The organism is Bacillus sp. N447-1 (assembly GCF_022701035.1).
GTDB classification, from domain to species: Bacteria; Bacillota; Bacilli; order Bacillales; family Bacillaceae_G; genus Bacillus_A; species Bacillus_A cereus.
The window spans coordinates 2,952,353-2,972,257 of record NZ_CP065509.1; the positions used below are offsets into that span (position 1 = coordinate 2,952,353).

Here is a 19,905-nt window from a genome sequence, read left to right on the forward strand (position 1 = left end):
ACTTAGCGTTGGCTTCCATTATTTTTGGAATGGCATACCGAATTGTGTTAAAAGTTCACGAGCTTCTTCATCAGTTTTCGCTGTAGTAACGATTACGATGTCCATACCGCGGACTTTGCTTACTTTATCATAATCAATCTCAGGGAAAATAAGTTGCTCTTTAACACCTAATGTATAGTTTCCACGACCATCGAATGATTTCTTAGAAACACCACGGAAATCACGTACACGTGGTAAAGAAACTGATACTAATTTGTCGAAGAACTCATACATTTGCTCGCCGCGTAAAGTTACTTTCGCACCGATTGGCATACCTTCACGAAGACGGAAACCAGCGATTGATTTTTTAGCACGAGTTACAACAGGTTTTTGACCTGTGATTTGTGTTAATTCTTCTACTGCGTTGTCTAACGCTTTTGAGTTAGATACCGCGTCACCAACACCAGTGTTGATTACGATCTTTTCGATTTTTGGTACCTGCATTACAGATTTATAGTTAAACTTGCTCACTAGAGCAGGAGTAATTTCCTTTTGGAACTTCTCTTTAAGGCGATTCAATGAAGTGACCTCCTTTCTTAAGAAAATTATTTATCTAATAATTCACCAGATTTTTTTGCAATACGAACTTTTTTACCATCTTCTACTTTGAAGCCTACGCGAGTAGGTTCACCTGTTTTCGGATCTAAAATCATAACGTTAGAAACGTGAATAGGTGCTTCTTTAGTAATAATTCCACCTTGTGGATTTAATTGAGATGGCTTAGAGTGCTTCTTAACGATATTGACACCCTCAACGATAACACGGTTTTGCTTTGGGAAAGCCACAAGGATAACGCCTTGTTTTCCTTTGTCTTTACCAGTGATTACCTGTACTTTATCACCTTTTTTTACATGCATCTTAATTCTGCACCTCCTTAGCAAGGCAATACCTTAAATTATAGAACTTCTGGAGCTAAAGAAACGATCTTCATGAAGTTGCTATCACGTAATTCACGAGCTACTGGTCCGAAGATACGAGTACCACGTGGGCTCTTATCGTCTTTAATGATAACCGCTGCGTTTTCATCAAATTTGATGTAAGAACCGTCCGGACGACGAGCTCCGCTCTTCGTACGTACTACTACTGCTTTAACAACGTCACCTTTTTTAACAACGCCACCTGGTGTTGCTTGTTTTACCGTAGCAACGATAATGTCACCAATGTTAGCATATTTACGACCAGAGCCGCCTAATACTTTAATTGTTAAAAGTTCACGTGCACCAGAGTTGTCAGCAACTTTCAAACGAGATTCTTGTTGGATCATGTTATGAAACCTCCCTTCGGACTAAAAATTCCGATTCGTCTATTTAGATAATAACCGCTTCTTCAACGATTTCAACTAAACGGAAACGCTTAGTAGCAGAAAGCGGGCGAGTTTCCATGATTTTAACGATATCGCCAAGTTTCGCTTGGTTTTGCTCATCATGGGCTTTGTACTTCTTAGAATACTTAACACGTTTTCCGTACAAGGAATGAGTTTTGTAAGTTTCAACTAAAACTGTAATCGTTTTGTCCATTTTGTCAGACACTACACGACCAGTATAAACTTTGCGTTGGTTACGTTCGCTCACTATGCAAACCTCCCCTCAATTTATCGATTAATTCCGATCTCTCTTTCACGAACTACAGTTTTCATACGAGCAATTGCTTTACGCACTTCACGAATGCGAGTTGGATTCTCTAATTGTCCTGTAGCAAGTTGGAAGCGAAGATTAAACAACTCTTCCTTTAAAGCTTTAACTTTTGTTTCGATTTCGGCAGTGGTTAATTCACGAATATCATTAGTTTTCATTAGATTCACCACCATTTTCTTCACGTTTTACGAATTTACATTTCACAGGTAACTTGTGAGCTGCAAGACGTAATGCTTCGCGTGCTACCTCTTCAGATACACCCGCGATTTCGAACATAATTTTCCCAGGTTTTACTACTGCTACCCAGCCTTCTGGTGCCCCTTTACCGGAACCCATACGTACTTCTAGAGGTTTTGCAGTGTAAGGTTTAGAAGGGAAAATTTTAATCCATACTTTACCGCCACGTTTCATGTAACGAGTCATTGCACGACGAGCAGCTTCGATTTGACGGTTTGTAATCCATGAAGCAGCTTGTGCTTGTAAACCGAATTCACCGAAAGCAATTTCAGTTCCACCTTTAGCACGACCACGCATTTTACCACGATGCTCTCTACGATATTTTACGCGTTTTGGCATTAACATATTATTTTCCTCCTTCCTCAGAAGCTTTCTTTTTTGTAGGAAGGACTTCTCCACGGTAGATCCATACTTTTACGCCTAATTTACCGTATGTTGTATCAGCTTCAACTGCTGCATAGTCAATATCAGCGCGAAGTGTATGAAGTGGAACAGTTCCTTCACTGTAAGATTCTGCACGAGCGATATCAGCTCCGCCAAGACGACCAGAAACCTGTGTTTTAATACCTTTAGCACCTGCACGCATAGCACGTTGAATAACTTGCTTTTGTGCACGACGGAATGATACACGGTTTTCTAATTGACGAGCGATGTTTTCGCCTACTAATTTAGCGTTAAGATCAGCTCTCTTAACTTCTAAAATGTTGATGTGTACACGCTTGCCTGTTAATTGGTTAAGAGCTTTACGAAGTGCTTCAACTTCAGTACCACCTTTACCAATTACCATACCAGGTTTTGCAGTGTGAATTGTAACATTTACACGATTTGCTGCACGTTCGATTTCTACTTTAGCAACAGCAGAATCTTTTAAGCGTACATTAATGTACTCACGGATTTTGATGTCTTCATGTAATAATGTAGCGTAATCTTTCTCAGCGAACCAACGAGATTCCCAGTCACGGATAACGCCGACACGAAGACCAATTGGATTAACCTTTTGACCCATCGATTATCCCTCCTTCTTTTCTGATACCACAACTGTGATGTGGCTTGTGCGTTTGTTAATTTGGCTTGCACGACCCATTGCACGTGGACGGAAACGTTTTAACGTTGGACCTTCGTCAACGAAAACTTTTTCTACAACTAGGTTGTTAATGTCCATCTCATAATTGTGCTCTGCATTTGCGATTGCAGATTTTAAAACTTTTTCTACAACTGGAGAAGCAGTTTTTGGTGTGTGGTTAAGGATAGCAATCGCTTCACCCACTTGCTTACCTCGGATTAAGTCTACTACTAAACGAACTTTACGAGGAGCAATACGAACTGTTCTCGCTACTGCTTTAGCTTGCATTGAAGTGCCTCCTCTCATTATCTTCTAGTTTTCTTATCGTCAGCAAGGTGACCTTTGTACGTACGAGTTGGTGCGAATTCACCTAACTTATGGCCAACCATATCCTCAGTGATGTACACAGGTACGTGTTTACGACCATCATATACAGCGATTGTGTGTCCGATGAACTGAGGGAAGATTGTTGAACGGCGAGACCAAGTTTTAACAACTTGTTTTTGCTCAGATGCAACTAATTTTTCCATTTTGCTCATTAAGTGATCATCGACAAATGGTCCTTTTTTTAAGCTACGAGCCATTTTGGTGCCTCCCTTCGTGATTGGCGTACGGTTCTAGAAATGAACCGTACTACAATCCCATTATTTTTTACGACGACGAACGATAAATTTGTCAGACGCTTTGTTTTTCTTACGAGTCTTGAATCCAAGAGTTGGTTTACCCCATGGAGACATTGGAGACTTACGTCCGATTGGAGAACGTCCTTCACCACCACCGTGTGGGTGATCAACAGGGTTCATTACAGAACCACGAACTGTTGGGCGTTTACCTAACCAGCGAGAGCGACCTGCTTTACCGATTTTGATAAGTTCGTGTTGTTCGTTACCTACTTGACCGATTGAAGCGCGACAAGCAGATAATACAAGACGTACTTCACCAGAAGTTAAACGTACAAGTACGTATTTACCTTCTTTACCAAGTACTTGAGCAGATGTACCAGCAGAACGAACTAATTGTCCGCCACGACCAGGCTTAAGCTCGATGTTATGAACAACAGTACCTACTGGAATGTTGATTAATGGTAATGCGTTACCGATTTTAATGTCAGCTTCTGGGCCAGACATAACTTCCATACCTACTTCTAAAGATTTAGGAGCAAGAATGTAACGTTTTTCACCGTCAACGTAGTTAATTAATGCGATATTCGCAGAGCGGTTTGGATCGTATTCGATCGTAGCAACGCGTCCTGGAATTCCATCTTTGTTACGCTTAAAGTCGATGATACGGTATTGACGCTTATGTCCGCCACCTTGATGACGTACAGTGATTTTACCTTGGTTATTACGACCAGCCTTCTTGCTTAAAGGAGCAAGTAATGACTTTTCGGGTCTATCAGTCGTGATTTCAGCGAAATCATTCGTAGTCATATTACGACGACCGTTAGTAGTTGGATTATACTTTTTGATTCCCATCTCAATTTCCCTCCTTCTTTAGTAAGAATTAAACGCCTTGGAAGATTTCGATTTCTTTGCTGTCAGCAGTTAGCTTAACGATTGCTTTACGACGACGGCTAGTAAAACCAGCGTGACGACCAACGCGTTTTGCTTTCGGCTTGTAGTTCATGATGTTCACTTTTTCTACTTTAACACCAAAGATCGCTTCAAGAGCATCTTTAACTTCTGTTTTATTAGATTTAACGTCCACATCGAACGTGTATTTTTTTTCAGCCATCATTTCCATAGAACGTTCAGTGATAACTGGGCGCTTAATGATATCACGAGGATCTCTCATTATGCAAGCACCTCCTCTACTTTTTCCACTGCCGCTTTTGTCATGATTAGCTTATCATGATGAAGCACGTCTAAAACGTTTACGCCATCAGCAGTGATTACTGTTACTCCAGGGATATTGCGAGCAGATAACTCTACAGATTCGTTTGCATCAGCAGTTACGATAAGAGCTTTCTTCTCAACAGTTAATCCTTTAAGTACTGCTAGCATGTCTTTTGTTTTTGGTGCATTTAACACTAGGTCTTCAAGAACTACAATGTTGTTCTCAACTACTTTAGTAGCTAATGCAGATTTGATTGCTAAACGACGAACTTTCTTAGGAAGTTTGTACGCATAGCTTCTTGGTGTAGGTCCGAATACCGTACCACCACCACGCCATTGAGGAGAGCGGATAGACCCTTGACGAGCACGTCCAGTTCCTTTTTGACGCCATGGTTTACGACCACCACCGCGAACTTCAGAGCGAGTTTTTACTTTGTGTGTACCTTGACGTAAAGATGCACGTTGCATCATTACAGCTTCGAAAAGTACAGCTTCATTTGGTTCGATACCGAAAATAGCTTCAGCTAATTCGATTTCACCAACCTGTGAACCAGTTTGGTTATATACAGTAACTTTTGGCATTGGAATTCCTCCTTCCTATTGTGAATTATTTGCTAACCTTCACAGCGCCTTGAACAACTACAAGAGATTTCTTAGCACCTGGAACGTTACCTTTTACTAGTAATAAGTTGCGCTCAGTGTCAACTTGAACGATTTCTAAGTTTTGGATAGTAACTTGGTCTCCACCCATACGTCCAGCAAGTTTTTTGCCTTTGAATACACGGTTCGGAGCAACTGGGCCCATTGAACCTGGACGACGGTGATAGCGAGAACCATGAGACATAGGTCCGCGAGATTGTCCGTGGCGTTTGATAACACCTTGGAAACCTTTACCTTTAGAAATTCCTGTTACATCAACGATTTCACCTGTAGCGAATACGTCAACTTTTACCTCTTGACCAACCTCTAATCCGTCCACGTCTGCATCGCGGATTTCGCGAATGAAGCGCTTAGGAGTTGTAGATGCTTTAGCAGTGTGGCCTTGTTCAGGTTTGTTAGTTAACTTTTCACGTTTATCTTCAAATCCTAACTGGATTGCATTGTAGCCATCAGTTTCAGTTGTTTTCTTTTGAAGAACAACGTTTGGATTAGCAGCGATAACTGTTACTGGGATTAACTCACCGTTCTCAGCAAATACTTGAGTCATACCGATCTTTCTTCCTAAGATTCCTTTGGTCATGAGTTACACCTCCTACATTTTTAAGTTATATAAATTATAGTTTGATTTCGATATCTACACCAGATGGTAAGTCTAAACGCATTAATGAATCTACTGTTTGTGGAGTAGGACTCACGATGTCGATTAGACGTTTGTGCGTGCGCATTTCGAATTGCTCACGAGAATCTTTGTACTTATGAACAGCACGAAGAATTGTGTAAACAGTTTTTTCAGTTGGTAATGGGATCGGACCAGAAACTGTTGCCCCAGAACGCTTAGCTGTTTCTACAATTTTCTCAGCTGACTGATCAAGAATACGGTGATCGTAAGCTTTTAAACGGATACGAATTTTTTCTTTTGCCATTATTTTCCCTCCTTCGTTCGCCTATTTCTAAAATAGACCTTCTCCATGGAAATTTCCCCACACCATGCCATGGCAAAGCGGCCGGGTGTGTCAGCAACCTTCCACTTCATCGCAGTCAAAGACCAACATTGTCTATTATACAATGTTATTCGTCTAGATGCAAGCATCTTTTTGTTTGCATCTGCTTTTCTCTACTTTTGCTATTATACATGGCACTTTAAAGAATTTCAAGTTTTCATCTAACAGAATTCATTTTACAGTTTCTGGATTATCTTTTGTCGTTTTTATAATACTATAGAAGAAACTCGTCAAAACAAAAAACACCCTCTTCTTCCTTATATAAACGCAAATAAAAAACCTAAGGGAAAATCCCTTAGGTTTTTTTATATCAGTTAAGATTACTCAACGATAGTAGCAACTACACCGTAACCTACTGTACGTCCACCTTCACGAATAGAGAATTTAGTTCCCTCTTCGATAGCGATTGGAGCGATAAGTTCGATAGTCATTTCGATGTTGTCACCAGGCATTACCATTTCAGTACCTTCTGGTAATTGGATGATACCAGTTACGTCAGTTGTACGGAAGTAGAACTGAGGACGGTAGTTAGCGAAGAATGGAGTGTGACGTCCACCTTCTTCTTTAGATAATACGAAAACTTCAGCTTTGAATTTAGCGTGAGCTTTTACAGAACCGCTTTTTGCAAGTACTTGTCCACGTTGGATGTCTTCACGAGCAACCCCACGAAGTAAAGCACCGATGTTGTCTCCAGCTTGAGCTTGGTCAAGAAGTTTACGGAACATCTCTACACCAGTTACAGTTGTAGAAGCATTTTCTTCAGCAAGACCGATGATTTCTACTACGTCACCAACTTTAACGATACCGCGCTCAACACGACCAGTAGCAACTGTACCACGACCTGTGATAGAGAATACGTCCTCTACAGGCATTAAGAATGGTTTGTCAGTTTCACGTTCTGGAGTTGGGATGTAAGCATCAACTTCAGCCATTAATTCAATGATTTTTGCTTCCCAATCAGCTTCTCCTTGAAGAGCTTTAAGAGCAGAACCTTTGATTACAGGAATGTCGTCGCCTGGGAATCCGTATTCAGATAATAGGTCGCGAACTTCCATTTCTACTAATTCTAATAATTCTTCGTCATCTACCATGTCGCATTTGTTTAAGAATACAACGATGTAAGGAACACCTACTTGACGAGAAAGAAGGATGTGCTCACGTGTTTGAGGCATTGGGCCATCAGCAGCAGATACTACTAAGATACCGCCGTCCATTTGAGCAGCACCAGTGATCATGTTTTTAACATAGTCAGCGTGACCTGGGCAGTCAACGTGTGCATAGTGACGAGTTTCAGTTTCGTACTCAACGTGTGCAGTTGAGATTGTGATACCGCGCTCTCTTTCTTCTGGAGCAGCATCGATTTGATCGTATCCGCGTGCTTCAGCACCACCAGCTTTTGCAAGAACTGTAGTGATCGCAGCAGTTAATGTAGTTTTACCATGGTCAACGTGGCCGATTGTACCGATGTTAACATGGGGTTTAGAACGTTCGAATTTAGCTTTAGCCATTCTAAATTCCTCCTTAGTTTATATAGGTTATTTTATATTTAGACTAGAAAGTGAAACTTACGTCCCACTTTCTAAGCTTACATAAGTAGTTATACTTGAACAATCGATAAAAATCAATTATTCACCTTTATTTTTTTTGATAATTTCTTCAGAAACAGACTTTGGTACTTCTTCATAGTGGTCAAACACCATAGAGAATGTTCCGCGTCCTTGAGTGTTAGAACGTAATGACGTTGCATAACCGAACATTTCAGAAAGTGGAACCATAGCGCGAACAACTTGTGCGTTACCGCGAGCTTCCATACCTTCTACACGTCCACGACGAGATGTTACGTCACCCATAATGTCACCCATGTACTCTTCAGGAATTACAACTTCAACTTTCATCATTGGCTCAAGAATTACTGGGCTACATTTAGAAACCGCAGCTTTAAGTGCCATAGATGCAGCGATTTTGAACGCCATCTCAGATGAATCGACATCATGGTAAGATCCGTCAACTAATGCAGCTTTAATGTCAACTAGTGGATAACCAGCTAGTACACCATTTTTAAGTGCATCTTCAAGACCTGCTCCAACAGCTGGGATGTATTCACGAGGAACTACACCACCGACGATCTTGTTTTCGAATTCGAATCCTTTACCTTCTTCGTTAGGTTCAAACTCAATCCAAACGTGACCGAATTGTCCACGACCACCAGATTGACGAGCGAACTTACCTTCAACTTTCGCAGCAGCGCGGAAAGTCTCACGGTATGCTACCTGAGGAGCACCAACGTTTGCTTCCACTTTGAATTCACGGCGCATACGGTCAACGATGATATCAAGGTGAAGTTCACCCATACCAGCGATGATAGTTTGGCCAGTTTCTTGGTCAGTGTGAGCACGGAATGTTGGATCTTCTTCAGAAAGCTTAGATAATGCTGTACCCATTTTATCTTGGTCAGCTTTAGATTTTGGTTCGATAGCTACAGAGATAACTGGCTCTGGGAATTCCATAGACTCAAGGATAACAAGGCTCTTCTCGTCACAAAGAGTATCACCAGTAGTAGTATCTTTTAAACCTACAGCAGCAGCGATATCACCAGCGTAAACTGTTGAAATCTCTTCACGGCTGTTAGCGTGCATTTGTAGGATACGACCTACACGCTCACGCTTACCTTTAGTTGAGTTTTTCACGTATGATCCAGAGTTTAACACACCAGAGTACACACGGAAGAACGTTAACTTACCAACATAAGGGTCAGTCATGATTTTGAATGCTAAAGCTGCGAATGGTTCTTCATCGCTAGACTTACGTTCTACTTCTTCATCTGTATCCGGTAGAGTACCTTTAATAGCAGGTACATCTAGTGGAGATGGAAGGTAGTCGATAACTGCGTCTAACAGAATTTGAACACCTTTGTTTTTGAATGCAGAACCACAGATTACTGGGAAGAATTCTACAGAAGTTGTAGCCTTACGGATACCAGCTTTAAGCTCTTCTACAGTGATTTCTTCACCTTCTAGGTACTTCATCATCATTTCTTCATCAAGCTCAGCTACCGCTTCAATAAGTTTTCCACGGTATTCTTCAGCTAATTCTTTGTGCTCTTCAGGAATTTCAACACGTTGAATGTCTGTTCCTAAATCGTTACCGTACATGTAAGCACACTCTTCAACAAGGTCAATGATACCATTGAACTCATCTTCAGCACCGATTGGTAACTGAATTGGATGTGCGTTTGCTTGTAAACGATCGTGGATTGTTCCTACAGAGTATAAGAAATCTGCACCGATCTTATCCATTTTGTTAACGAATACGATACGAGGTACGCCGTAAGTAGTAGCCTGACGCCAAACAGTTTCTGTTTGTGGTTCTACACCAGATTGCGCATCAAGTACTGCTACAGCGCCATCAAGTACGCGTAAAGAACGTTCTACTTCTACTGTGAAATCTACGTGTCCTGGAGTATCAATGATGTTTACACGATGACCTTTCCATTGTGCTGTAGTTGCAGCAGAAGTAATTGTGATACCACGCTCTTGCTCTTGCTCCATCCAGTCCATCTGAGATGCACCTTCGTGAGTTTCACCGATTTTATGAATACGTCCTGTGTAGTACAGAATACGCTCAGTTGCTGTTGTTTTACCAGCATCGATGTGAGCCATGATACCAATATTACGAGTGTTTTCTAAAGAGAACTCTCTTGCCATTTGGTGTCTTGCTCCTTCCATATATGGATTGGATTTTTTTATTTTAAGTAGCAAAAAAGCCACTTTATATTGTTACACATGTCAGTATGTCCAGTACTCTCATTATGTAAAACGAGCGCCCGATGAAAGGGAGAGGCATTCTCCCTCTCCACACTTCCATAAGCGACAAATAAAGCGGTTTATGCTTACATTTATTTTACGTTGAATCCTACCAACGGTAATGAGCAAATGCTTTGTTAGCTTCTGCCATTTTATGAGTGTCTTCACGTTTCTTAACAGATGCACCAGCGTTGTTAGCTGCATCTAAGATTTCGTTAGCAAGACGCTCTTCCATAGTTTTTTCACCACGAAGACGAGCGTAGTTTACTAACCAACGAAGACCTAAAGTTGTACGGCGTTCTGGACGAACCTCAACTGGAACTTGGTAGTTAGCACCACCAACACGACGAGCGCGTACTTCAAGAACAGGCATGATGTTCTTAAGAGCTTGCTCGAATACTTCCATTGGCTCTTTACCAGTACGTTCGTTTACGATATCGAACGCATTATAAAGAATTGTTTGAGATTTACCTTTTTTACCGTCAACCATCATTTTGTTGATAAGGCGTGTTACTAGCTTCGAATTGTACATTGGATCTGGTAACACGTCACGTTTCGCAACAGGTCCTTTACGAGGCATATTGAGTTCCTCCTTTCATTTTAAAGTTATTATTTTTTAGCAGGTTTTGGTCTCTTAGTACCATATTTAGAACGTCCTTGCATACGTTTGTCAACACCAGCTGTGTCAAGCGCACCACGAACGATGTGGTAACGTACCCCCGGTAAATCCTTTACACGACCACCGCGAATTAATACTACGCTATGCTCTTGTAGGTTATGACCGATACCTGGGATGTAAGCTGTAACCTCGATACCGTTTGTTAAACGTACACGAGCGTATTTACGTAACGCTGAGTTAGGTTTCTTTGGAGTCATTGTACCAACACGAGTACATACACCACGTTTTTGAGGTGCAGAGATATCAGTTGATTTTTTCTTTAAAGAGTTAAAACCTTTGTTTAACGCAGGTGATTTAGATTTCCATACTTTATCAGTACGACCATTTCTCACTAATTGGTTAATAGTAGGCATTTGATTATCCTCCCTTCGCATGTTTGTATGACCACATATCCAGGTGGTTCATTATTAGTTGAAAACAAAGTTTTTGCAAGGAAGAGCAAATGCTCTCTCCTCACAAAAACAGTTTTAACTTATTATTCCTATTGCTGAAGCTCCCACTTGAATCCCCGAAGCTTTACCAAGCTTACGAACTGATTCAACTTTTGTTATGGGCACGTTATATTGCATTGCAATACGAATGATAGCATGGGTTAACCGCATGTCAGCATCCTCTGCGATGACAACTTCTTTAACTGTACCATTTTTGATTGCTTCCAATGTGCGTTTATGACCAACGACTACATTTTCAGCAGTTGATACTTTTTGATAAGACATATAAATATCCTCCAAAGCATCGTTCAGGAGCAACCTTGATTATAGTAACATTTTGACTCATACAATGTCAACTAAGATTAATTGTTTTTATACAAAATTTATGACGGAAAATTTTACTGTTCCACATAAACCTCATCGTTTTCTACGTTCATGTCATCTTGTGTTGTTTTTACAAGATCCACTTTGCGATAACGATTCATACCTGTTCCAGCAGGAACAAGTTTACCGATAATAACATTTTCTTTTAATCCTAGAAGTTCATCGCGTTTACCCTTAATTGCTGCATCAGTTAAGACACGAGTTGTTTCTTGGAACGATGCTGCAGATAAGAATGAATCTGTTTCAAGTGAAGCTTTTGTAATACCAAGTAGAACAGGTCTAGCTGTTGCTGGTTGCTTACCTTGCAGTAAGACCTTAGCATTCGCATCAGTAAACTGATGGATATCTAGTAATGTTCCTGGTAATACATCTGTTTCACCTGCATCACTTACACGAACTTTACGTAACATTTGACGTACCATTACCTCTACGTGTTTGTCACCAATTTCTACCCCTTGCATACGGTATACTTTTTGAACTTCACGTAATAAGTATTCTTGAACCGCCGTAATGTCCGTTACTTTTAGTAATTCTTTCGGATCAATAGAACCTTCTGTTAACTCTTTACCGTGGCTAATTGGCTGTCCTGGAGTTACTTTCAGACGAGCACCGTAAGGAATAGCATACGTACGAGCTTCAACTTCACCCTGTACAACTACTTCTTGGCGATCTTTAACGTCGTTGATCGCTGCGATAACACCGTCGATTTCACTGATAACTGCCTGACCTTTCGGATTACGAGCTTCGAAGATCTCTTGGATACGAGGTAAACCTTGAGTAATATCATCTCCGGCAACCCCACCTGTATGGAATGTACGCATCGTTAACTGTGTACCTGGCTCACCGATAGATTGAGCTGCGATAATACCTACCGCTTCTCCTACTTCTACGTCTGTTCCAGTTGCTAAGTTACGACCGTAACACTTCTTACATACACCGTGGCGAGTGTTACACGTAAACGCTGAACGAATGTTTACAGTTTCAACACCCGAATTTTCAACGATATGAGCGATATCTTCAGTAATTAATTGATTTTCAGCAACTAATACTTCACCTGTTTCAGGATGTTTTACAGTTTTTCTTGCAAAACGTCCAACAAGACGATCATATAATGACTCGATAACTTCATTACCCTCTTTAATCGCACCAATTAATAAACCGCGATCTGTTCCACAATCATCTTCACGAACGATTACATCTTGTGCAACGTCAACAAGACGACGTGTTAAGTAACCAGAATCGGCAGTTTTAAGTGCTGTATCGGCAAGACCTTTACGCGCACCATGCGTAGAGATGAAGTACTCAAGTACTGTTAAACCTTCACGGAAACTCGATTTGATTGGAAGTTCGATGATACGACCAGATGGATTGGCCATAAGACCACGCATACCAGCAAGCTGAGTAAAGTTAGATGCGTTACCACGGGCACCTGAGTCACTCATCATGAAGATTGGGTTGCGTTTATTCAAGGATTTCATCAGTTTTCCTTGGATAACATCTTTTGCATTACTCCAAATAGAGATAACGCGATCGTAACGTTCTTCTTCCGTGATTAAACCGCGACGGAATTGTTTAATTACATTATCTACTTTTGCTTGTGCTTCATGGAGAATTTCATCTTTTTCGCCTAATACAAGAATGTCAGATACCCCAACTGTAATACCAGCTTTTGTAGAGTACTTGAATCCTAAGTTTTTCATACGGTCAAGCATGCGAGACGTTTCTGTAATTTGGAAACGTTTGAACACTTCCGCAATGATGTTACCAAGGATCTTCTTGCTAAATGGCGCCACTTCTTCGCGACTAGCAATAATTTCTTTAATGTTCGCACCTTTTTCAACGAAATATTTCGCTGGTGTTTCTTTTTCAAGGTTTGAATTTGTTGGTTCATTAATATAAGGGAACGACTCTGGTAAGATTTCGTTAAATATTAATTTACCAACTGTTGTTAATAGAAGCATACTCTTTTGCTCTTCAGTAAATGTTGCGTTGTTTACTGCACTTGCAGCTACTGCAACACGTGTATGAAGATGAACATATCCATTTTGATATGCAAGCAATGCTTCATTTGCATCTTTGAAGACCATACCTTCACCGATTGCACCTTCACGCTCAAGTGTTAAGTAATAGTTACCTAATACCATATCCTGAGATGGAGTAACAACTGGTTTACCGTCTTTCGGGTTCAAGATGTTTTGTGCCGCTAACATAAGAAGACGAGCTTCAGCTTGAGCTTCTGATGATAAAGGTACGTGAACGGCCATTTGGTCACCGTCAAAGTCCGCGTTGTATGCAGTACATACAAGTGGGTGAAGACGGATTGCGCGACCTTCTACTAATGTAGGTTCAAACGCCTGGATACCAAGACGGTGAAGTGTTGGTGCGCGGTTTAGAAGTACTGGATGTTCTTTAATCACAGACTCTAAAACGTCCCAAACTTCAGGTTGTACACGCTCGATTTTACGTTTCGCACTCTTAATGTTATGTGCTAATCCTTTTTCAACTAACTCTTTCATTACGAAAGGTTTGAACAGTTCAAGCGCCATTTCTTTTGGTAATCCACATTGATACATCTTTAAGTTCGGTCCTACAACGATTACAGAACGACCAGAGTAGTCAACACGTTTACCTAATAAGTTTTGACGGAAACGTCCTTGTTTACCTTTAAGCATGTGAGATAGTGATTTTAATGGACGGTTACCTGGCCCAGTAACTGGACGGCCACGACGACCATTATCGATTAATGCGTCTACAGCTTCTTGTAACATACGTTTTTCGTTTTGAACGATGATGCTTGGTGCACCTAAGTCCAATAGACGTTTTAAACGGTTGTTACGGTTAATTACACGACGGTATAAGTCGTTTAAGTCAGAAGTAGCAAAACGTCCACCGTCTAACTGTACCATTGGGCGTAGTTCTGGTGGGATTACTGGTAGAACATCTAAGATCATCCAAGACGGTTCATTTCCAGAGTTACGGAATGCTTCTAATACTTCTAGACGTTTAATAGCACGAGTACGGCGTTGTCCTTGTGCTGTTTTTAATTCTTCTTTTAAGAAGTCTACTTCTTTATCTAAATCGATGTCTTGTAGTAGCTTTTTAATTGCTTCTGCACCCATAGCAGCTTGGAATGTGCTACCATATCGATCACGATATGCACGGTATTCTTTTTCAGAAAGTAATTGCTTCTTATCAAGTGGTGTATCTCCACTTTCTGTTACAACATAAGAAGCGAAATAAATTACTTCTTCAAGCGCGCGAGGGGACATGTCTAAGACAAGTCCCATGCGGCTCGGGATACCTTTGAAATACCAAATATGAGATACAGGAGCAGCTAATTCGATATGACCCATACGTTCACGACGTACTTTTGCACGCGTTACTTCAACGCCACATCGATCACAAACTACACCTTTATAACGTACACGTTTGTATTTTCCGCAATGACATTCCCAGTCCTTTTGTGGTCCGAAAATACGCTCACAGAATAAGCCATCTTTTTCAGGCTTTAACGTACGATAGTTAATAGTTTCTGGTTTCTTAACTTCACCGTATGACCAAGAACGAATCTTGTCAGGTGAAGCAAGTCCAATCTTCATATATTCAAAGTTATTTACATCTATCAAGGGGCCTACCTCCCTTTTAGTCTACAGGTTATCCCAATTATTCCTTAGTTGTCTCAACTTCGACATTCAATTTATCTGCTGATTGATGATCATCGTCATCTTCTGTATCACGCATTTCAATTTCTGTATCGTCGCTAGACATCATTTTAACGTCCATACCTAAACTTTGCAGCTCTTTAATCAATACTTTGAATGATTCAGGAACGCCTGGTTCTGGAACATTTTCGCCTTTAACAATTGCTTCATAAGTCTTAACACGTCCAACAACATCATCAGACTTCACTGTTAAGATTTCTTGAAGAGTATAAGCAGCACCGTAAGCTTCAAGTGCCCAAACCTCCATCTCACCGAAACGCTGTCCACCGAACTGAGCTTTACCTCCAAGAGGTTGCTGCGTTACAAGTGAGTATGGTCCAGTAGAACGAGCATGAAGTTTATCGTCAACCATGTGCGCAAGTTTGATCATATACATGACACCAACAGATACGCGGTTATCGAATGGTTCACCAGTACGTCCGTCATACAGGATTGTTTTCGCGTCATTTGCCATACCAGCTTCTTCAATTGTGCCCCAAACATCTTCCTCACGAGCACCATCGAATACTGGTGTTGCAATGTGAATGCCAAGGTATCTTGCTGCCATACCAAGATGAAGCTCTAATACCTGACCGATATTCATACGAGATGGTACCCCTAATGGGTTTAACATGATATCGATTGGCGTACCGTCTGGTAGGTAAGGCATATCTTCTTCTGGTAAAATACGAGAAATAACACCTTTGTTACCGTGACGTCCGGCCATCTTGTCACCTTCAGAAATTTTACGTTTTTGAACGATATATGCACGTACAAGTTGATTCACGCCTGGTGGCAATTCATCGCCATCTTCACGGTTGAATACTTTTACGTCTAAGATAATACCGCCACCACCGTGTGGTACACGTAGTGATGTATCACGTACTTCACGCGCTTTTTCTCCAAAGATAGCATGTAATAGACGTTCTTCAGCTGTTAATTCTGTTACACCTTTAGGTGTTACTTTACCAACAAGTAAATCTCCATCTTTTACTTCAGCACCAACGCGAATGATACCGCGCTCGTCAAGGTTACGTAATGCGTCTTCCCCAACGTTTGGAATGTCACGTGTAATTTCTTCTGGTCCAAGCTTCGTATCACGAGCTTCTGATTCATATTCTTCAATATGAATAGAAGTGTACACATCATCTTTTACAAGGCGCTCACTCATGATGATCGCATCCTCGTAGTTATAACCGTCCCAAGTCATGAAGCCAACAAGCACGTTACGTCCAAGTGCTAGTTCACCTAATTCCATAGAAGGACCATCCGCAAGGATTTCACCTTTTACAACTTCATTTCCAACACTTACGATTGGACGTTGGTTGTAACAAGTTCCTTGGTTAGAACGAATGAATTTTTGCATTTTGTAGCGATCTAAGTCGCCTTTTACTATTTGACCGTCAACTTCTACATAGCGACGTACCCAAACTTCACGTGCTTCTACGCGCTCAACAACACCAGGATGTTTACAGATTACTGCAGCACCTGAGTCTTTTGCTGATACGTACTCCATACCTGTACCTACAATCGGAGATTCCGGATTCATTAACGGAACCGCCTGACGTTGCATGTTCGCTCCCATAAGTGCGCGGTTAGAGTCATCGTTTTCTAAGAACGGAATACAAGCTGTCGCTGCCGACACTACTTGTTTTGGAGATACATCCATGTAGTCGATGCGTTCTCTATTTGTGACAATGTTTTCACCACGGAAACGAGCTACGATATCTTCACTTAGGAATTCACCTTCGTCAGATAATTTCATATTCGCTTGGGCTACAACATAGTTATCTTCTTCATCTGCTGTTAAGTAATCAACATGCCCTGTTACAAGACCAGTTTCTGGGTCAACACGACGGTATGGTGTTTCAATGAAACCAAACTCATTTACTTTCGCGAACGAAGATAATGAGTTAATCAAACCGATGTTTGGTCCCTCTGGTGTTTCAATCGGACACATACGACCGTAGTGAGAGTAATGAACGTCACGCACTTCAAAGCCTGCGCGCTCACGCGTTAAACCACCAGGTCCTAATGCAGATAGTCTTCGTTTGTGAGTTAACTCTGCTAATGGGTTTGTTTGGTCCATAAACTGAGATAACTGAGAACTTCCGAAGAACTCTTTAATAGATGCAATAACAGGACGAATATTAATTAGTGCCTGTGGTGTAATTGCATTTGTATCTTGGATCGACATTCTCTCACGAACAACACGTTCCATACGAGAAAGACCGATACGGAATTGATTTTGTAACAGTTCTCCAACAGAACGCAGACGACGGTTTCCTAAATGGTCAATATCATCTGTATCCCCTACTTTGTATAGTAGGTTGAAGAAGTAACTGATAGAAGCAAGGATATCACCTGGTGTGATGTGTTTCACATCACGAGTAATGTTTGCATTACCAATTACATTAATTACGCGTTCGCCTTCCGACTCAGGAGCATAAATCTTAATAGATTGCAGCTCAACATCGCCTTCTACCACTCCACCCATTGGTTTCGCTGTTTTGAATCCAATGTTTTTCTCTAAGTAAGGTAAAATGCGATCAAGTGTACGACGATCTAAGATTGTTCCTTCTGCCGCTAAAATTTCACCAGTTTCTGGATCCACTAATGTTTCAGCTAAACGTTGATTAAACAATCTGTTTTTAATGTGTAACTTCTTGTTGATCTTATAGCGACCTACATTTGCTAAATCGTAGCGCTTTGGATCAAAGAAACGAGACACAAGTAAGCTCTTAGCATTTTCTACTGTTGGTGGTTCACCAGGACGTAGACGCTCATAAATTTCAAGCAATGCTTTTTCTGTGCTATCTGTGTTGTCTTTTTCTAATGTGTTGCTTAAGTATTCGTTATCACCTAAAAGCTCGGTGATTTCTTGATCAGAGCCAAACCCTAATGCGCGTAACAAAACAGTTACAGGAAGTTTACGCGTACGGTCAATACGCACATATACAACATCCTTAGCATCTGTCTCATACTCTAACCAAGCTCCGCGGTTTGGAATTACAGTAGCAGTAAAACCACGTTTTCCGTTTTTATCCACTTTGCCACTATAGTATACGCTTGGAGAGCGAACTAACTGGGAAACGATAACACGTTCTGCACCGTTAATTACGAATGTTCCAGTCTCTGTCATGAGTGGGAAATCTCCCATGAACACATCTTGTTCTTTTACTTCACCAGTTTCCTTGTTGATTAGACGCACTTTTACACGAAGTGGTGCTGCATACGTCACATCACGCTCTTTGCATTCGTCTACAGAGTATTTAGGTTCACCTAAGCTGTAGTCGATAAATTCAAGCGATAGATTTCCCGTAAAGTCTTCAATCGGAGAAATGTCTTGGAACATTTCTCGCAAACCCTCATCAAGAAACCACTGATAAGAAGAGGTTTGAATTTCGATAAGATTTGGTAACTCTAATACTTCACTAATACGGGCATAACTTCTTCGTTGGCGGTGGCGTCCGTATTGAACTAGTTGACCTGTCAACTGCTTCACCCCTCAAATCATGAGTATTATAAATGCACAAAAAAATTTGTGCAAAATCACAAATAAATACAACTACTGCTATTAGCGTAGTCTCTTTCTCTTAAAGATAAATACGTTGAGTCTTTCTACCTGCTCAAAAAAGAAAAATGGCTTCTATAAGAAAACCATCATTCTGTTTCATAATCTGCTGATTTTACTATCTTTTCCAAGAGAAACAAAAATATACATCTTTCTCAACGCAGAAAATCATATATTGGCATTGTATAATGTTAACATAGCCAAAAATAACCGTCAACGTTTTTTTGATTTTATGATATAATATCCTTTTTTCTTTTCTACAACCTCAACCTCAGAAAATACTTCTTCTAGTTTTTTTAGCGCAGACGGTGCACCTTGTTTCTTTTGAATAACAATCCAAAGTTCTCCACCTGGAACTAAATACTCCACAGCTTTTTCTAAAATCTCATGTACGATATCTTTACCCGCACGAATTGGAGGGTTAGATAGAATAGCAGCATACTTACCATCTACATTTTCATAGACGCTACTTTGAAAAATACGTATATTCTCGATTTTGTTATTAGCGGCGTTTTCTTTCGCAAGCCCAAGTGCCCTCTCATTCACATCCACCATGTGAACTTCACGACCTTGAAACTCTTTCGCTAACGACAAACCAATAGGACCGTATCCGCAACCTACGTCTAATATATTACCTTTAATATCTGGCATTTGAAACGCTTCAATTAAAAGACGGGAACCAAAGTCCACTTCGTTTTTCGAGAACACCCCATGGTCAGATAAGAAAGTAAATCGAGATCCACGAAGGTCAAACTCCCATCGCTTACGATCACTTTTACTAGAAGGGTCGTTAGAAAAATAATGGTCTGCCATATGGCCACCTCTTTTCTTTACAGTTAAAAAAAAAGCTCGCATGAGAGCGAG

The 19,905-nt window shown here is 40.8% G+C and carries 22 protein-coding genes; all 22 read right to left on the reverse strand.

The features are described from left to right. Positions 1-18: 18 nt before the first annotated feature. The 22 genes from rplE to IQ781_RS15005 all read right to left on the reverse strand — a co-directional run bounded on the left by rplE (position 19) and on the right by IQ781_RS15005 (position 19,854). On the reverse strand, positions 19-558 hold the full coding sequence (rplE, locus tag IQ781_RS14900; protein WP_001080831.1) for a 50S ribosomal protein L5: 540 nt from the start codon (positions 556-558) through the stop codon (positions 19-21). A 26-nt stretch (positions 559-584) separates the two neighbouring features. Then, positions 585-896: a 50S ribosomal protein L24 gene (gene rplX, locus IQ781_RS14905; protein WP_000558200.1), complete on the reverse strand. Its 312-nt coding sequence runs from the start codon at positions 894-896 to the stop codon at positions 585-587. 38 nt (positions 897-934) lie between these two features. After that, the gene (gene rplN / locus IQ781_RS14910) at positions 935-1,303 is read right to left on the reverse strand and encodes a 50S ribosomal protein L14 (protein ID WP_000615912.1); all 369 of its coding nucleotides are present in this window, start codon (positions 1,301-1,303) and stop codon (positions 935-937) included. A gap of 43 nt (positions 1,304-1,346) precedes the next feature. Then, complete coding sequence (rpsQ, locus tag IQ781_RS14915; RefSeq protein ID WP_000004106.1) at positions 1,347-1,610, reverse strand: 30S ribosomal protein S17; 264 nt, start codon at positions 1,608-1,610, stop codon at positions 1,347-1,349. Positions 1,611-1,630: 20 nt separating this feature from the next. Then, positions 1,631-1,831 carry a 50S ribosomal protein L29 gene (rpmC, locus tag IQ781_RS14920; RefSeq protein WP_000855718.1) on the reverse strand — a complete coding sequence of 67 codons (201 nt, stop codon included), beginning with the start codon at positions 1,829-1,831 and terminating at the stop codon, positions 1,631-1,633. Then, positions 1,821-2,255: a 50S ribosomal protein L16 gene (gene rplP / locus IQ781_RS14925; protein ID WP_000928969.1), complete on the reverse strand. Its 435-nt coding sequence runs from the start codon at positions 2,253-2,255 to the stop codon at positions 1,821-1,823. Before rplP ends, rpmC begins: the two co-directional genes overlap by 11 nt. Position 2,256: 1 nt before the next feature. Next, positions 2,257-2,916 carry a 30S ribosomal protein S3 gene (gene rpsC / locus IQ781_RS14930; RefSeq protein WP_000529956.1) on the reverse strand — a complete coding sequence of 220 codons (660 nt, stop codon included), beginning with the start codon at positions 2,914-2,916 and terminating at the stop codon, positions 2,257-2,259. Between the two features lie 3 nt (positions 2,917-2,919). After that, the gene (rplV, locus tag IQ781_RS14935; protein ID WP_001148024.1) at positions 2,920-3,261 is read right to left on the reverse strand and encodes a 50S ribosomal protein L22; all 342 of its coding nucleotides are present in this window, start codon (positions 3,259-3,261) and stop codon (positions 2,920-2,922) included. Between the two features lie 17 nt (positions 3,262-3,278). Next, positions 3,279-3,557: a 30S ribosomal protein S19 gene (rpsS, locus tag IQ781_RS14940; protein WP_000124454.1), complete on the reverse strand. Its 279-nt coding sequence runs from the start codon at positions 3,555-3,557 to the stop codon at positions 3,279-3,281. Positions 3,558-3,617: 60 nt separating this feature from the next. Beyond that, positions 3,618-4,448, reverse strand: a complete 831-nt coding sequence (gene rplB, locus IQ781_RS14945) for a 50S ribosomal protein L2 (protein ID WP_000511583.1) — start codon at positions 4,446-4,448, stop codon at positions 3,618-3,620. 28 nt (positions 4,449-4,476) lie between these two features. After that, positions 4,477-4,767: a 50S ribosomal protein L23 gene (rplW, locus tag IQ781_RS14950; protein ID WP_001205558.1), complete on the reverse strand. Its 291-nt coding sequence runs from the start codon at positions 4,765-4,767 to the stop codon at positions 4,477-4,479. Then, positions 4,767-5,390: a 50S ribosomal protein L4 gene (gene rplD, locus IQ781_RS14955; RefSeq protein WP_001127258.1), complete on the reverse strand. Its 624-nt coding sequence runs from the start codon at positions 5,388-5,390 to the stop codon at positions 4,767-4,769. Before rplD ends, rplW begins: the two co-directional genes overlap by 1 nt. Before the next feature lie 25 nt (positions 5,391-5,415). Next, a complete protein-coding gene (rplC, locus tag IQ781_RS14960; protein ID WP_000160207.1) occupies positions 5,416-6,048 on the reverse strand; it encodes a 50S ribosomal protein L3 in 633 nt (210 codons plus the stop codon). 34 nt (positions 6,049-6,082) lie between these two features. Then, positions 6,083-6,391: a 30S ribosomal protein S10 gene (gene rpsJ, locus IQ781_RS14965; RefSeq protein ID WP_001040596.1), complete on the reverse strand. Its 309-nt coding sequence runs from the start codon at positions 6,389-6,391 to the stop codon at positions 6,083-6,085. Between the two features lie 398 nt (positions 6,392-6,789). Then, on the reverse strand, positions 6,790-7,977 hold the full coding sequence (gene tuf, locus IQ781_RS14970) for an elongation factor Tu (RefSeq protein WP_001029614.1): 1,188 nt from the start codon (positions 7,975-7,977) through the stop codon (positions 6,790-6,792). A gap of 117 nt (positions 7,978-8,094) precedes the next feature. Then, the gene (gene fusA / locus IQ781_RS14975) at positions 8,095-10,173 is read right to left on the reverse strand and encodes an elongation factor G (protein ID WP_000090370.1); all 2,079 of its coding nucleotides are present in this window, start codon (positions 10,171-10,173) and stop codon (positions 8,095-8,097) included. Between the two features lie 208 nt (positions 10,174-10,381). After that, on the reverse strand, positions 10,382-10,852 hold the full coding sequence (gene rpsG / locus IQ781_RS14980; protein ID WP_001137491.1) for a 30S ribosomal protein S7: 471 nt from the start codon (positions 10,850-10,852) through the stop codon (positions 10,382-10,384). A 29-nt stretch (positions 10,853-10,881) separates the two neighbouring features. Continuing rightward, positions 10,882-11,304 (reverse strand): 30S ribosomal protein S12, encoded by a 423-nt coding sequence (rpsL, locus tag IQ781_RS14985; protein WP_001142341.1) that lies wholly within the window; start codon positions 11,302-11,304, stop codon positions 10,882-10,884. 114 nt (positions 11,305-11,418) lie between these two features. Then, positions 11,419-11,667: a 50S ribosomal protein L7ae-like protein gene (locus IQ781_RS14990; protein WP_000121836.1), complete on the reverse strand. Its 249-nt coding sequence runs from the start codon at positions 11,665-11,667 to the stop codon at positions 11,419-11,421. Between the two features lie 113 nt (positions 11,668-11,780). Continuing rightward, the gene (gene rpoC, locus IQ781_RS14995; RefSeq protein WP_000567939.1) at positions 11,781-15,392 is read right to left on the reverse strand and encodes a DNA-directed RNA polymerase subunit beta'; all 3,612 of its coding nucleotides are present in this window, start codon (positions 15,390-15,392) and stop codon (positions 11,781-11,783) included. Between the two features lie 37 nt (positions 15,393-15,429). Beyond that, a complete protein-coding gene (gene rpoB, locus IQ781_RS15000; protein ID WP_000147552.1) occupies positions 15,430-18,963 on the reverse strand; it encodes a DNA-directed RNA polymerase subunit beta in 3,534 nt (1,177 codons plus the stop codon). Positions 18,964-19,254: 291 nt separating this feature from the next. Beyond that, a complete protein-coding gene (locus IQ781_RS15005) occupies positions 19,255-19,854 on the reverse strand; it encodes a class I SAM-dependent methyltransferase (protein ID WP_000763268.1) in 600 nt (199 codons plus the stop codon). Between the last annotated feature and the right edge of the window lie 51 nt (positions 19,855-19,905).